We start from the raw sequence: 14,442 nt of genomic DNA, 5'->3' as shown, positions 1-14,442 counted from the left end.
GGGTCCGCGGCGGGCCGTGCCGGGTCGGGGCGGGGGGTGGAGAAGGTGCGCCCGCCCGGGGCCAGTGCGGCCAGGGCCGGGGCGGCCAAGCAGGCCAGGGCGCAGGCGATGAGGACCGGGCCGGTGCCCCAGGCGGCCGCCGCCGGGCCGATGAGCGCCAGGCCCACCGGGGCCAGCCCGTAGGAGAACAGGAAGTCCAGGGAGGACACCCGGGCCAGCTTGTCCGGGGCGACCTCGCGCTGCACGGCGGTGAACCAGGGCACGTTGAACAGCTCGATGCCCACCCCCACCACCGCGTACGCGGCCATGACCACGACCGGGCCCACCGGGGCGATCAGGCTCAGCGGGGCCAGGGCGTACAGGCCCAGCCCGGCCAGGGCCGCCCACCCCCGGGCGCGGGGCTTGAAGCGGGACACGATGACCGCGCCCAGCAGGGCGCCGGCGGTGTAGGCGGTCAGCGCCCCGGCCAGGACGGCCTCGCTGCCGTAGTGGTCGCGGCCGGCCAGTGGCAGCAGGACGCCGGTGGCGGAGTAGCCGGTGGCGATGACGACGGTGAGCGCGCCCAGCCCGGCCAGGAACCAGGGGTGGCGGCGGGCCTCGGCCAGGCCGTCCAGGAACTCGGTGTGGAAGGGGGCGCGGGAGCGGGTGCGGGGCCCGGAGGCGCCGCGGGCGGGGGCCAGGGCGGCGATCAGCCACAGCGCGGCGGTGCCCAGCAGCAGTACCCACAGTCCGGTGACCAGGGCCAGCAGGGCGGTCAGGCCGGGGGCGAGCAGGGTGCTGACCCGGGTGGAGAAGGTCAGGGCGGCGTTGGCCTGCTGCCGGTGGTGTTCGGGGACGACCTCGGCGGTCAGGGCCTGGAAGGCGGGGCGGCAGGCGCCCTGCCCGGCGCCCACGACGGTGGCGGCCGCGGCCATGAGGGCGGTGGAGGAGCCCAGGCCCAGGACGAGGAGTGGGGTGGCCAGGGCGGCGGCCAGTCCCGACCAGAGCACGACCGCGCGGCGGGAGTGGCGGTCGGCGAGCAGGCCGCCGGCCGGGACGGCCACCAGGAAGCCCGCGGTGCGCAGGGCCAGGACCAGGCCCAGGTCGATCGCGCCGAGGGAGCCGTCCAGGACGGCCAGGCCCAGGATGAAGGGGAGCGCCCAGGTCGCCAGCCCCGAGGCGGTGGTGGCGCTCCACAGGCGCCAGAAGACGGGGTCGCGCAGCGGGCCGCCCGGGAGGGCGGAGGGTTCGGTGTTCGGCGCCGTTGTCGATGACACGCGGTGGTTCTCACTCTCCGGAAGGTGGTGATGGCTGCCCGTCCACTCTAGTGAAAACGATTATCAGTAGCGACTTTGGCGGGGGCCTCCGTGTCCGCGACGGGCCGGCGCGGGAGGGCGGTGGGTCGGAAGTGGTCCGCTTTCGCGGGGGGAGAAGTGGGAATGTCCGTTCCGGGCGCGGTGCCGAGTGCCGGTGGGTGCGGGGCGGATCACGCATCGTGTTCCCGCGATTAAATGACAACGATTTTCATTTCCCCTATAGTGCCGCTCAGGACGACCCCCTTCCCGAAAGGAACCGTGTGGACCGTTCGCTCATCGCCACGCTGCCGCCCCCGCTCCCGGCCGCACAGATCATCGACCTCAACCGCCCCCGCGCCGACCTGGCCGCCCACCGCCGCTACGAGTGGAACGGGTGGACCCTGGACGTTCCCCCCGGCGTCTTCCTGCCCGGCGCCACCAGCCGCATGATCCACCAGCGCATCTTGGACGACGCCATCGACGTGCGCGGGCGCCGCTACGCCGCCATGGGCTGCGGCCTGGGCGTGGAGGCCGCCGTCGCCGCCCTGCGCGGCGCCCGCACCGTCCACGCCCTGGACGTGCACCCCGCCAGCGTCGCCGCCGCCGAGGCCGTGTACCGGACCGTCGTGGGCGGGGCCGCACCCGGCACGGCGTTCACCGCCCTGGTGTCCGACCAGTTCTCCGCGGTGCCCCGGGGCACCGCGTTCGACGTCGTCACCTTCAACCCGCCCGCCGTCAGCCAGGCGGTGAGCACCGACCCCGACGTGGTGCGCAACGTGTGCGCGGGCGCCCCGGTGACCGACGCGTTCTTCACCCAGATCGCCGCACGCGGCCTGCTCGCCCCGGGCGGGGAGGTCCACCTCATCGTCTCCAACACCGCCGACCTGCGCACCATCATCGGCCGCGCCGCCGACCTGGGCTTCACCGCCGAGGTCGCCCACCGGCACGACTGGCCGGACGGTGTGCTCACCTACCTGTTCCGCCTGACCCGGGAAGGGGACGCGTGAAGACCCTCAGCGACCTGTTCGAGGCGGCCCGCACCCACCCGGTGCCGCTGCCGGTGGCCACCAGCGTGTTCTGGGTCCACCACGGCACCCGCCTGGCCGGGGGCGAGGTCACCTACCTCAACCGGTACGTGCTGGTCCGGGTCGGGGCCGCCTTCGGGGCCTGCGCCTTCGAGGACGGCGAACTCGACCCGGCGGTGTGCGCCCAGACCTCCGGGCTGCCCCTGGGCGAGCTGATGGCGCCGGAGCGGCCCCTGCCGCTGCGCCTGGCCGCCCTGGACGCCCACCTGGCCGCGGCCCTGCCCCACCACCGCGATGCGCGCGCCGAGGCCGTCACCCTGCCCGAGGGCACCCCCGAACAGCGCGCCGTGGCCCGCGACGCCGCCATCGCCGGACTCCTGCCCGACCCCGAGGGGCGCAAGGTCGGGCTGATCGGGGTGGTGGACCCGCTGGTCGCCGCGATCCGCGAACGGGGCGGCGAGTGCCTGCCGTGCGACCTCAACCTGCGCCGCACCCGGTGGGGGGACGAGGTCGCCTCGTCCATGGACGGGGTGCTGGCGGAGGCCGACGCCGTGGTCGCCACCGGGATGACCCTGGGCAACGGCAGCTTCGACACCATCCTCGCGCGCTGCCGCGAGCGCGGGATCCCCCTGGTGGTGTACGCCCAGAGCGGTGCCGCCGTCGCCCGCGCCCTGCTCGGTGAGGGGGTCAGCGCCCTGTCCGCCGAACCCTTCCCGTTCTCCCAGTTCAGCGCGGTCCCCACCGCCCTGTACCGGTACCGTGCCGACGGGGCGGGGGCCGGTTCGTGATCACCGGCACCGGCCGCGCCGCCTGCCACCACGGAGAGATCGTCCAGGGGGTGTTCCTGGACCGGGGCGGACGCCCCCGCCGGGGCCTGGTCACCCTGCCCATGGCCGACCCCGTCACCGAGGCGGTGTTCACGCCCCGGCCGGGCACCCCCGCCCACCGGGTGGAGGTGCACCCGCCGGGCCGGGTCAAGGCGGCCCGTGCCGCGGCCCTGGCCGCCGCCGAGTGCGCGACCCGCCGCCTCCGGGTGTGCGGGGGGACGCTGCGGTTGCGCGGCGGCGCCCCCACCGGGCTGGGCCTGGGCTCCTCCACCAGCGACGTCACCGCGGCGGTGCGCGCGGTGTGCGCCGCGTTCGGGGTGGACCCGGCCCCCGCCACCGTGGCCCGCATCGCGGTGGCCGCCGAGGGCGCCAGCGACCCCATCATGTGGGAGGACGGGCGGGCGCTGCTGTTCGCCCAGCGCGAGGGCCGGGTCCTGGAGGACCTGGGCGCCCCGCTGCCGCCCCTGGTCGTCGTGGGCTGCCTCACCGGCGGGGGCGCCCCGGTGAACACCCTGGGGCTGCGCGCCCGGGTGGACCGGGGCGAGGCCGCCGTCCACGAACGCCTGCGCGTGGCCCTGCGCGCGGCGGTGGCGGCCCGCGACGCCGCCGAGGTGGGGCGGATCAGTACCGAGAGCGCCGTGTTGAACCAACGGGTTCTGCCCAAGCCGGAACTGGGGACGCTCAAGGGAGTCGCCCGCCTGTGCGGGGCGGTCGGCGTCCAGGTCGCGCACAGCGGCAATGTCGCCGGTGTGCTCTTCGACGCCCGTGCCGACGACCTGGGGGCCCGGATCGACACCGCCCTGGAACGGTTGCGCGGGGCGGGCCTCGTGCCCACCCGGGTCTTTCCCACCAGCCCCCCGATCCCTGGAGAGACGACGTGGACGACCACGTGTGCCAGACCCTTGGCAGACCGGACCTGATCGACCTCGGCGGCGGGCTGGTGTGCCTGCGGTTCGAGTCCATGAAGGTGGCCTCGGCGGCCGCGGCCGTGCGCCACCTGCTCGACACCGGGGTCGTGCGCCCCGGCGACACCCTGATGGACAGCTCCAGCGGCATCTACGCCTACGGGTTGGCGTTGGCCTGCCACCGGTACGGGCTGCGGTGCCACATCGTGGGGTCCACCACCATCGACCGGACCACCCGTGTGCAGTTGGAGATCCTGGGCGCCACCCTGGAGCAGGTGCCGCCCTCCGACGATCTGCGGTTCGACCAGAGCCGGCGGGTGGCCCGGGTGCGGGAGCTGCTGGCCGAGCACCCCGACTACCACTGGATGCGCCAGTACCACGACTCGGTGCACTACCTGGGGTACCGGGCGGTGGCCGATCAGATCGCCAAGGAGTTGGACCCCGCCCCGCTGACCGTGGTCGGCGGGGTGGGGTCGGGCGCCTCCACCGGGGCGTTGGCGACGTTCCTGCGCGAGCGGGCGCCCGACACCGAGCTGGTGGGGGTACAGCCTTTCGGCAGTGTCACCTTCGGCGGGGAGGCGGTGCGCGACAAGGAGATCATCATCGCGGGGATCGGTAGCTCCATCCCCTTCGGGAACGTGGACCACGCCCTGTACGACGTCGTGCACTGGGTGGGGTTCGACGCCGCCCTGGCCGGGAGTGTGGCGTTGCTGCGCGAGCACGCGGTGTTCGCCGGGCTGTCCACGGGCGCCGCGCATCTGGTGGCCCGTTGGGAGGCGCGGCGGGCGCCGGAGCGGAGGGTGGTGTTCGTGGCGGCCGACACCGGGCACCGGTACGTGGAGTCGGTGTTCGCCCGGCACGGCCGGGCGGTGGCGGCGGGGTCGTTGGAGCCGGTGGCGATCGCTGACACGGCGGAGCTGGCGGCGCCGTGGTCGCGTATGGAGTGGGGGCGGGCGCCGGCGCCCGCCCGTGCGGTGCACGTCGAGGAGTGAGCCGTCGCCGTGCCCTGTCCCGCGGTGCGGCGCACCGGTCGCGGACCGGTTCCGCCGCCCCGGGGCGGGGGCGGCTCTCGCGCACGGCGGTCCGCCGAAGGTGCCGGAGCCGTCGCGAGTCAACGGTCGGGCAACCGAAACCTGTATAGATTTTGCATCAAAATATTGAGACGGTTGTAGAATTGCCCTATGGCAACGGATTCTGTTGTCAGGTGAGGAGGTTCCGTCGGGTTGGGGACGGCGCCGCGTGTGTCTTCTCCGGGCGGGGCCGGGCGGTGCCTTCGCATCTTCTCCCGTGTCACTCCTGCTTTGCCACACCACCGTGTTCTCGGGCACCCCGTCCCGACACACCGCCGGGGCGTGTGAGCGCCCCCGCCGCGACGCGGCGGGGGCGCTCACACGGAACCGCCGCGGCTATTCCAGGACGACCAGCAGGTCGCCGCCGTCCACGCGCTGGACGCGGTCGATCGCCACCCGCGCGACCGTGCCCGCCACCGGGGCGGTGATCGCCGCCTCCATCTTCATCGCCTCGATGGTGGCGATCGTGGCACCGGCCTGGACCGTCTCACCGGCGCCCGCCACCAGCGTCACCACGCCCGCGAACGGCGCCGCCACGTGCCCGGGCGTGTTCTTGTCGGCCTTCTCCGCCGCGCGCACCGTCGACGCCAGCGACCGGTCCTGGATCTGTAGCGGCCGCAGCTGGTCGTTGAGCCGGGCCAGCACGGTGCGCACCCCGCGTTCGTCGGGTTCGCCCACCGCCTCCAGTTCGATGAGCAGCCGCACCCCCGGGTCCAGGTCCACCGTGCACTCCCGGCCCGGTCGCAGGCCGTAGAAGAAGTCCGCGCTGGAGAGCACGCTCGTGTCGCCGTAGGCCGACCGGTGCTTCTGGAACTCCTGTGTCGGTGCCGGGAACAGCAGCCGGTTCAACGTGGCGCGCCGGTCCTTGTCCAGGCCGCGGCGCTGCTCCTCGTCCAGCTCCACCACCGGGCGGGCCGCCGGGCGGCCCTGGAGGGCGCGGGTGCGCAACGGTTCGGGCCAGCCGCCCGGGGGCACCCCCAGTTCGCCGTGGAGGAACCCCACCACCGAGTCGGGGATGTCGAACCGGGACGGGTCGGCCGCGAAGTCGGCCGGGGAGACCCCTGCGCCGACCAGGTGCAGGGCCAGGTCGCCCACCACCTTGGAGGAGGGGGTGACCTTGACCAGCCGCCCCAGCATCCGGTCGGCGGCGGCGTACATCGCCTCGATCTCCTCGAAGTGGTCGCCCAACCCCAGGGAGATCGCCTGGGTGCGCAGGTTGGACAGCTGGCCGCCGGGGATCTCGTGGTGGTACACCCGGCCGGTCGGTGAGGACAGGCCCGCCTCGAAGGGGGCGTAGACGCGCCGTACCGCCTCCCAGTACGGCTCCAGGTCGCCGGCGGCCGCCAGGCTCAGCCCGGTGCTCTTGTCGGTGTGGTCGAAGGCGGCGATGATCGCCGACAGCGACGGCTGGGAGGTGGTCCCGGCCATGGACGCCACCGCGCCGTCCACGGCGTCGGCGCCCGCGCCCGCCGCGGCCAGGTAGGTGGCCAGCTGGCCGCCCGCGGTGTCGTGGGTGTGGACGTGCACCGGCAGGTCGAACTCCCGGCGCAGCGCCGCCACCAGGGTGGCCGCGGCCGGGGCGCGCAGCAGGCCCGCCATGTCCTTGACGGCCAGGACGTGCGCGCCCGCGGCCGTGATCTTCTCGGCCAGGCGCAGGTAGTAGTCGAGGGTGTACAGCTCCTCGGCCGGGTCGGACAGGTCGCCGGTGTAGCACAGGGCGACCTCGGCGACGGAGGTGCCGGTGGCGCGGACCGCGTCGATGGCCGGGCGCATCTGTTCGACGTCGTTGAGGGCGTCGAAGATCCGGAAGATGTCGATGCCGGTGGCGGCGGCCTCCTCCACGAACGCGGCGGTGACCTCGGTGGGGTAGGGGGTGTAGCCGACGGTGTTGCGGCCGCGCAGCAGCATCTGTAGGCAGATGTTGGGGACGGCCTCACGCAGTGCGGCCAGCCGCTCCCAGGGGTCCTCGGCCAGGAAGCGCAGCGCCACGTCGTAGGTGGCGCCGCCCCACGCCTCCAGGGACAGCAGTTCGGGCAGGGTGCGGGCCACGGTCGGGGCGATGGCCAGCAGGTCCTTGGTGCGCACCCGGGTGGCCAGGAGCGATTGGTGGGCGTCGCGGAAGGTGGTGTCGGTGACGGCCAGGTTCGGGGAGGCGCGCAGCCACCGGGCGAACCCCTCCGGGCCCAGTTCGGCGAGCCGTTGCCGCGACCCCGCGGGCGGGGACCCGGTCGGGAGCTCGGGCAGCTTCAGGGCGGGGTCGATCAGGTGCGGGCGTTCCCCGTGCGGCTTGTTGACGGTGACGTCGGCCAGGTAGGTGAGCAGGCGGGTGCCGCGGTCGGCGGAGGGCCGCGCGGTCAGAAGGTGCGGGCGCTCCTCGATGAAGGAGGTGGTGATCCGGCCCGCCTGGAAGTCGGGGTCCTCCAGTACGGCCTGGAGGAACGGGATGTTCGTGGCGACGCTGCGGATGCGGAACTCGGCCACCGCGCGGCGGGCCCGGTCGACGGCGGTGGCCAGGTCGCGGCCCCGGCAGGTGAGCTTGACCAGCAGCGAGTCGAAGTGCGGGCTGATCTCGGTGCCGGCGGCGGCGGTGCCGCCGTCCAGGCGGATGCCCGAGCCGCCCGGGGAGCGGTAGGCGCTGATGATGCCGGTGTCGGGGCGGAACCCGTTGGCGGGGTCCTCGGTGGTGATGCGGCATTGCAGGGCGGCCCCGCGCACCACGATGGTGTCCTGGGAGATGCCCAGGTCGGTGAGGGTCTCGCCGGAGGCGATGCGCATCTGGGACTGCACCAGGTCGATGTCGGTGACCTCCTCGGTCACCGTGTGCTCGACCTGGATGCGCGGGTTCATCTCGATGAACACGTGGGAGCCGTCCGCGCCGACCAGGAATTCCACGGTGCCGGCGTTGCGGTAGCCGATGCGGCGGGCGAACCGCACCGCGTCGTCGCAGATCCGCGCGCGCAGCCCCGGGTCCAGGTCGGGGGCGGGGGCCAGCTCGATGACCTTCTGGTGGCGGCGCTGGAGGGAGCAGTCGCGCTCGTACAGGTGCACCACGTTCCCCTGGCCGTCGGCGAGGATCTGCACCTCGATGTGGCGGGGGTCGATGACCGCCTTCTCCAGGAACACGGTGGGGTCGCCGAACGCCGACTCGGCCTCGCGCATGGCCGCGGCCAGGGCCTCGGGCAGCCGGTCGGGGTGGTCCACCCGGCGCATGCCGCGGCCGCCGCCCCCGGCGACCGCCTTGACGAACAGCGGGAAGCCGATCCCGGCGGCGGCGCCGATGAGGGCGTCGGCGTCGGCGGAGGGCGCGGAGGACTCCAGCACCGGCACCCCGGCCTCGCGGGCGGCGGCCACGGCGGTGGCCTTGTTGCCGGTCAGTTCCAGGACGTCGGCGGGCGGGCCGACGAAGGTGATGCCGGCCTCCTGGCAGGCGCGGGCCAGCTGCGGGTTCTCCGACAGGAACCCGTATCCGGGGTAGACGGCGTCGGCCCCCGACTCGCGGGCCGCGCGGACGATCTCGTCGACGGACAGGTAGGCGCGGACCGGGTGGCCCGGTTCGCCGATCTGGTAGGCCTCGTCGGCTTTGAGGCGGTGCAGCGAGTTGCGGTCCTCGTGGGGGAAGACCGCGATGGTCCGGGCGCCCAGTTCGTAGGCGGCGCGCAGGGCCCGGATGGCGATCTCGCCCCGGTTGGCCACAAGCACTGTGCGGAACATGGTGTCCTTCTGGTCGGTGGGAACGGCGCAGGCCGCATCGTGTGTGCGCCACCGGCCCCGTCGACGGCGGGCGCATCGCGTGCACGCCGCGCACGTTTGCACGGGTAACTTAACCGGCGCGGTCCCCGGGCCCGTTGACCGGCCCCCGGACGGGCGGGGCGGGTGCGCGGTGTGTTCCCAGGGTCCTGCCCGCCCCGGGGCGTGGTCGAACCCCGCACCGGCCCGCCCGGGGGGACGGTCGACGGAGTCCGCGCCGTCGAAGGCGATGAGGTCCTCCGGGCCGCCGGTGGCCCGGAGGCGGCCCGGAGGACCCGCGCCCGGGGGAGCAGGCCGGTGGGAGTTCACGTCGTGGTCGGCGGGGTCTCCCCGGGGTCCGGTCGGCCCGGCGCGGTGTCGCCCCGCGTCCGGTGCGGCCCACGGCCGCCTCCCGTGCGCCGTCGAATCCCCGGGCGGGGCCGCGCGATCGCCGGTTCAGGTGCGTCCGGTCTCGTACACCCGCAGGTGCAGGTCGGCCAGGGCGAACAGCGGGGTGGCCACGCCCAGGGCACGGCCGCGCGCCACCAGGTCGCCGATGATGTGGTCGGCCTCCACGGGGTTGTCGTGGGTGAGGTCCCAGTACAGGGAGGTGGTGGTCTGGGAGGTGGTGTCGCCCAGCATCCGGTCGGCGCGCTCGCGCGCCCGGGGCGGGACGGGGTGTCCGGAGGCGGCGGCGACGGCGGCGGCCTCCTCGAACACCGCCCGGGAGAAGTCCCGCCCGCCCTCGGTGGAGTTGATCCGACCGATGGGGGCGCGCATCAGGCAGTTGCAGGCGCCCATGGTCGCCAGGAACACCCACTTGTCCCACAGTTCCTGCACCGCGTCGGTGGCGGCGGTGGCGGAGAACGTCCCGGTGTCCAGGGCGGCGTGCACCTCCTCCAGCGGGAGGACGGGGGTGTCGGAGACCGGGCCGTAGATGAGCCGGGCCAGCTCGCCGACCTCGACGATCTCGCCGTCCTCGCCCAGGCGGGTCTGCACCATGGCCACGCCGCCGTACACGCGGTCGGCGCCGAACCGGTCGATGAGGGCGTCCATGTGCCGCATGCCGTTGAGGAGGGGCAGGACGGCGGTGCCGGGGCCCACGGCGGGGGCGGTGTCCTTGAGGGCGGCGTCGAACCCGTAGGACTTCACGGCCAGGATCACCAGGTCGTAGCCGGGGGTGAGGGTGTCGGCGGTGACCGCGGTGACGGGGACGGTCTCGACGGTGCCGTCCAGGTCGCGCACCCGCAGGCCGTGCTCGCGCAGCAGGTCGGCGCGGGCCGGACGGACCAGGAAGTCGACGTTGCGGCCCGCCTGGGCCAGGCGGGCACCGAAGTAGCCGCCGACCGCGCCCGCACCCACGACGAGGATTCTCACTGCCGGTTCCCTCCAGGGTGGTTCGTTGAACATCGAACAACGTAGGGCCATGGGATGGCTCGGGGCAAGGCCGTGGGCGGGGCCTGCCCTGGAGGCTCCGGCCACGACCGGAGGGCGTCGTGCGCCGCAGGGGGTCGTCCACCCGTCCGGCGACCCGCCCCCGGCTGTCACCGCCGGGGAGGTCGTGGGGGCCGTCGGATTCTCGCGGTGGAGCGAGGAGAGGGTCCGGGGCCCGCCCCTGGGGGACGCGCCGGTGGGAACGCGGGGCCCGGACACGGTGGTGGTCGCCGACCCGGACGGTGCCGGGGGCGGGGTGCGGCGGATCGGGACCGGCGCCGCTTCCCGGCGCGGTCGCCGCCCACACCGTTCGGGGCGACGGCGTGCAGGGCGGTGCGTGGCCCGTCGTCGTCAACGGGCCGGTGCCCTGAGGGCGGGTGCGGTCACCCTCCCACCTGCGGGATTCGACGTCAGGTCACGCCTCGGCGTCGGATCCTTACAGGTCTTGACCCGTTGTGCGCAGGGTGCAAAGGATGGCACGGCAGGCGACTTTTGTGATCCAGGAGATAATGGGTGGGGTGCCTTCGCGGGACGGCCCCTCCGCTCCGGAAGGAGAGGTCATGCGTGCACGGCGGTGGTCGGTCGCGGCGGGGGCGCTCTGTCTGGTGCTCGTGGCCTCGGGGTGCGGCGGGGGCGGGGGCGATCGGGTCGAGGTGTTCTCCTGGTGGACCGGCGGCGGTGAGGAGGCCGCTCTGAACGCGCTCATCGAGCGTTTCGAGGCCGAGAACCCCGACGTCGAGTTCGTCAACGCGGCGGTGGCCGGCGGCTCGGGCACCAACGCCCGGGCGGTCCTGGAGGGGCGCTTGCAGAGCCACGACCCGCCGGACTCCTTCCAGGGGCACGCCGGGGCCGAACTCCAGGACTACATCGAGAGGGGCTACCTCAGCCCGCTCGACGACTTCTTCCAGGAGCAGGGCCTGTACGACGCCCTGCCCGAGAGGTTGGTCGAACAGATCACCTACGACGGCAGCGTGTACTCCGTGCCCGTGAACATCCACCGTTCCAATGTGATGTGGTACAGCCCCGCGGTGTTGGAGGAGGCCGGGATCGACGCCCTGCCGCAGAACCCCGAGGAGCTGGTGGAGGCGTTGGAGACCGTCGCGGAGGAGACCGACGCCGTCCCCATGGCGGTGGGCGCCCAGTGGACGGTCGACCACCTGTTGGAGTCGGTGCTGCTGGGGTCGCTGGGCACCGATGCCTACAACGCCCTGTGGGAGCCCGGCGCCGACTGGGACACCCCCGGGGTCGCCGCCGCGCTGGCCACGTTCGATCAGGTCGTGGAGCACACCCAGGAGGCGTCGGCCACCGAGGACTGGCAGGAGGCCGCGCGCCGGGTCGCCGACGGCGAGGCCGCCTTCAACATCATGGGCGACTGGGCGGCGGGGTACTTCGACGAGCTGGGGGCGGTTCCGGGCGAGGACTACGGCTGGGTCGCCTCCCCCGGTACCGAGGGCACCTACCTGTGGCTCTCCGACAGCTTCACCCTGCCCGTGGGCGCGCCCAACGAGGAGGCGGCGCTGACCTGGTTGGCGCTGGTCGGCAGCCGGGAGGGCCAGGACGTCTTCAACCCGCTCAAGGGCTCCATCCCCGCCCGTGAGGACGCCGACCCGGCCGAGTACGCGGACAGCCCCTACCTGGAGTCGGCCCTGGCCGAGTGGCAGGCCGGGCCGGAGCTGGCGGGCTCGTTCTGGCACGGGGTCACGGTCGGCGACCGGTGGAGGAACGACGTCGACACCGCCGTGGGCCTGTACCTGGGTGACGGTGACCTCAAGGCGTTGCAGAACACGCTGGTCAGGGCCGCTCGGGTCGAGTGAGCGCGACCCGGAACCGGTCCGGGGCGGCCCCGGCCGTGCCGTCGGCGGTGCGCCGCGCCCCCGGCGGCCCGGGTGGGCGGGGCGGGGGCGCCGCGGGCCTGCGCACGGGTGGTGTCGGCGCAGGCGTTCGCGGTGACGTTGATCCGGCAGCCCATCTCGGTGTGGAACGACTTCCTGTTCGCGGTGTTCCTCCCCGGGCCCGACGGCCGACGGTGCAGCCGAACGATGTGGCCGGTCGATGGTGGTGCCCTACAGCCGGCAGGTGCCGGCGTCGCCGCCCACACCGGTGGTGTACCCGGTGCCGGGCCGGTACTTCATGCGCGGCCTGATGGCCGAGGCACTCAGGGCCGAGGCGGGTGCGGGGCGGGACCGCGGGGGTGGCCCCCCGCGGCCCCGCCGTGTCTCGGTCGGTGCGCCGCCACCCGTCCACATCCAGGACCCAGCGGTCGCCTCCCCCGTCCAGTGCCTCGTACACGGCCCCGGCCGGGACCTCGGTGATCTCGCCGTTCGCGGTGGCGATCCGGATTAGGTCCACGGCCGGTCAGTAGGCGTGGTGCGCCGCCTCGGAGTCCCACCGCGCGGGGGCCGGCGCCTCCCGGTAGTGGCCGCGCGTCTCGAACCGCACGGCCAGGGCGTCCTCGGAAGGGCAGGACCACTCCAGCGGCCGGATGATCGTGTCCGGGGCGTAGCCGTCGCTTGCGTTCGGCCCGCTCGCGTTCGGCCTCGCGGTGTTCGGGGCGCCCCTCGTGGGGGGAACATCCAGGTTCCCGGGGATGCATCCGGCCATGGGGCCATCCTGCCGGGCACCGGCCGCGTGCCCGCACCGGGGTTCATCGGTTCTTGCTGAAGCGCAGGGTGAGGTCGGTCCCCTGTCTGGTGTCGAAGGGTGATCCTTCGGGACCCGCCTTGTCCGGGGTGGCCGTGAGGAGTTCTCGGTGGTGCAGGTCGTAGCAGGACTCCACCAGGGTCGCCAGGCGGTCGACCGCGCCGCGTGCCTGCCACCAGGCGGTTACCAGGCAGACCGCGCCGATGAGGGCCATCGGCCACCACGGCCGGGACAGGGCGCAGGCCGCCGCCGAGGCGAGCAGGTACAGCACCCCCCACGCCCCCAGGGCGCAGGCCCGGTCGAGGTCCCCGCGGGTGCGGTCGACCAAGTCGACGGCGCGGTCCGGAAGCAGGAGCAGCAGCCGCGGCCAGGTCCAGCCCACGTGCAGTCCGTAGTTGCCTTGGACCCGCTGAGCGAGGGCCGCCATGCGGTCGCCCATCCAGGTGGGCCGTTCGGGGCGGATCAGAGCCATCCGGCTCTGCTCGGCGAAACCCAGCCCTTCCCAGCGCCGGATGCGGAGCAGGGTCAGCCAGTCCAGGGGGTTCTTGGACGAGGTGAACACCTGTTTCAGGGAGGGGCGCCCGCCCGGTCCGGTGCCCGGACGGTTCCGCGCGGGCAGCCATACCGTGCGGACCAGGGGTGTGAGGGCTTTGGCAGCCAGTGCGGCGGCGTGGCCCAGGAGGGTGACCGTGATCAGCAGTGCGGCGATCTGCGCCGTGGTTACCGGTGGCTCCGTCCCGGTGATCGAGCGCAGGTCCTCCTCGGCCCGGGGCAGGGCCGTGCCGGGGTCGAGCAGGTCCCCCGGTTCCAGCAGGGCGCTGGCGGCGAGCGCGAGCAGGAACAGGACGCCGGGCAGTGCCAGGAGCGTCCACCAGTGCTCGGCGCCCTTCTTGCCGACTTCAGCGAGGAGGAGGTTCACAGCATCGTCGCCCGGTGGTCCATGTCCCTGTCCTGCAGGTCACATCGGGGTTTGGCGACCTTCGCGCGCTCGACGGGGACGGTGCGCGGGCACAGGTCCTCGGGGCAGGCGTACACCGAGGGCACCGGGCCGGGGGTGCGTTCAGTCCCGGGGAGGAACAGGTTCCGGTACTTCTCGCGCACATCGGGGGGAAGCCTGCGCAGGAGCCCGTCCAGGTCGCTCTGGCGCAGTCTCCCGTCCTTGGCCAGCCTCTTCAACCGGTCCAGCCGCTCTTTGAGTTTCGGATCCTCGGTGGTGGCTTCCTTGAAAAGGTGCAGGTTCGTGCACAGTCGTTCGTTCGTCCGCGCGGCGTTGGACATCCTCTCGCCTTCTGTCCGGCCTGTGGGCAGCCATGTCCGACACGCGCCTTCCGCGTGGCTAGTGCCCTATGGGGTTTATGTCTATTTTTGCCATCAGGTGTTTCCAGTGAATCATTTGTCGCTTTTGTTAATGGTGGGATCGGCCTTCTTGGGAAATTCGCTCGTGCCGGAGAAAGGAGTCTAATATGGCTCATCATCGGGGATGTGCCGCGGGCCCTCCCCACTCCGGCACGGCGTCCCCGGCCGCGCCCACCCCCACAGGC

Annotated in this window: 11 protein-coding genes; 5 read left to right on the top strand and 6 right to left on the bottom strand. The window is 73.7% G+C overall.

Annotated features, from left to right (window positions below):
- On the bottom strand, window positions 1-1,256 hold a 1,256-nt coding region (locus QJS33_RS25595; RefSeq protein WP_306370629.1), incomplete at its 3' end, for an MFS transporter.
- Window positions 1,257-1,555: 299 nt separating this feature from the next.
- Between QJS33_RS25595 and QJS33_RS25590 the strand changes: the two genes are divergently transcribed.
- From QJS33_RS25590 to QJS33_RS25575, 4 genes are read left to right on the top strand one after another with little or no spacing between them, the layout of a single operon-like run.
- Window positions 1,556-2,281, top strand: a complete 726-nt coding sequence (locus QJS33_RS25590; protein WP_306370628.1) for a methyltransferase — start codon at window positions 1,556-1,558, stop codon at window positions 2,279-2,281.
- The gene (locus tag QJS33_RS25585; RefSeq protein WP_306370627.1) at window positions 2,278-3,087 is read left to right on the top strand and encodes a Rossmann-like domain-containing protein; all 810 of its coding nucleotides are present in this window, start codon (window positions 2,278-2,280) and stop codon (window positions 3,085-3,087) included. Before QJS33_RS25590 ends, QJS33_RS25585 begins: the two co-directional genes overlap by 4 nt.
- Window positions 3,084-4,046, top strand: a complete 963-nt coding sequence (locus tag QJS33_RS25580) for a GHMP kinase (RefSeq protein WP_306370626.1) — start codon at window positions 3,084-3,086, stop codon at window positions 4,044-4,046. The genes QJS33_RS25585 and QJS33_RS25580 overlap by 4 nt, the downstream gene beginning before the upstream one ends.
- Window positions 4,004-5,023, top strand: a complete 1,020-nt coding sequence (locus QJS33_RS25575) for a pyridoxal-phosphate dependent enzyme (RefSeq protein ID WP_306370625.1) — start codon at window positions 4,004-4,006, stop codon at window positions 5,021-5,023. The genes QJS33_RS25580 and QJS33_RS25575 overlap by 43 nt, the downstream gene beginning before the upstream one ends.
- Window positions 5,024-5,437: 414 nt before the next feature.
- Here QJS33_RS25575 and QJS33_RS25570 read toward each other — a convergent pair whose 3' ends face one another.
- Together QJS33_RS25570 and QJS33_RS25565 are read right to left on the bottom strand one after the other, a co-directional pair.
- Window positions 5,438-8,812, bottom strand: coding sequence for a pyruvate carboxylase (locus tag QJS33_RS25570; RefSeq protein WP_306370624.1), 3,375 nt, complete (start codon window positions 8,810-8,812; stop codon window positions 5,438-5,440).
- 471 nt (window positions 8,813-9,283) lie between these two features.
- Entirely contained in the window at window positions 9,284-10,204 is a 921-nt protein-coding gene (locus QJS33_RS25565; RefSeq protein WP_306370623.1) for a ketopantoate reductase family protein, read from the bottom strand.
- A 617-nt stretch (window positions 10,205-10,821) separates the two neighbouring features.
- On the opposite strand from QJS33_RS25565, the gene QJS33_RS25560 reads away from it, so the two are divergent.
- A complete protein-coding gene (locus tag QJS33_RS25560; RefSeq protein WP_306370622.1) occupies window positions 10,822-12,075 on the top strand; it encodes an ABC transporter substrate-binding protein in 1,254 nt (417 codons plus the stop codon).
- 541 nt (window positions 12,076-12,616) lie between these two features.
- Here the strand turns inward: QJS33_RS25560 and QJS33_RS25550 are convergent.
- Genes QJS33_RS25550 through QJS33_RS25540 form a run of 3 tightly spaced genes read right to left on the bottom strand, consistent with a single transcriptional unit; the run spans window position 12,617 to window position 14,179 of the window.
- Window positions 12,617-12,862 carry a hypothetical protein gene (locus QJS33_RS25550; RefSeq protein ID WP_306370621.1) on the bottom strand — a complete coding sequence of 82 codons (246 nt, stop codon included), beginning with the start codon at window positions 12,860-12,862 and terminating at the stop codon, window positions 12,617-12,619.
- A 43-nt stretch (window positions 12,863-12,905) separates the two neighbouring features.
- Entirely contained in the window at window positions 12,906-13,820 is a 915-nt protein-coding gene (locus QJS33_RS25545; protein ID WP_306370620.1) for a hypothetical protein, read from the bottom strand.
- The gene (locus QJS33_RS25540) at window positions 13,817-14,179 is read right to left on the bottom strand and encodes a hypothetical protein (protein ID WP_306370619.1); all 363 of its coding nucleotides are present in this window, start codon (window positions 14,177-14,179) and stop codon (window positions 13,817-13,819) included. The genes QJS33_RS25545 and QJS33_RS25540 overlap by 4 nt, the downstream gene beginning before the upstream one ends.
- Window positions 14,180-14,442: the final 263 nt, after the last annotated feature.

Origin of the sequence: Nocardiopsis sp. CC223A (assembly GCF_030766825.1) — a bacterium.
Classification (GTDB): domain Bacteria; phylum Actinomycetota; class Actinomycetes; order Streptosporangiales; family Streptosporangiaceae; genus Nocardiopsis.
This window is presented reverse-complemented; position numbering and strand designations above follow the sequence as displayed.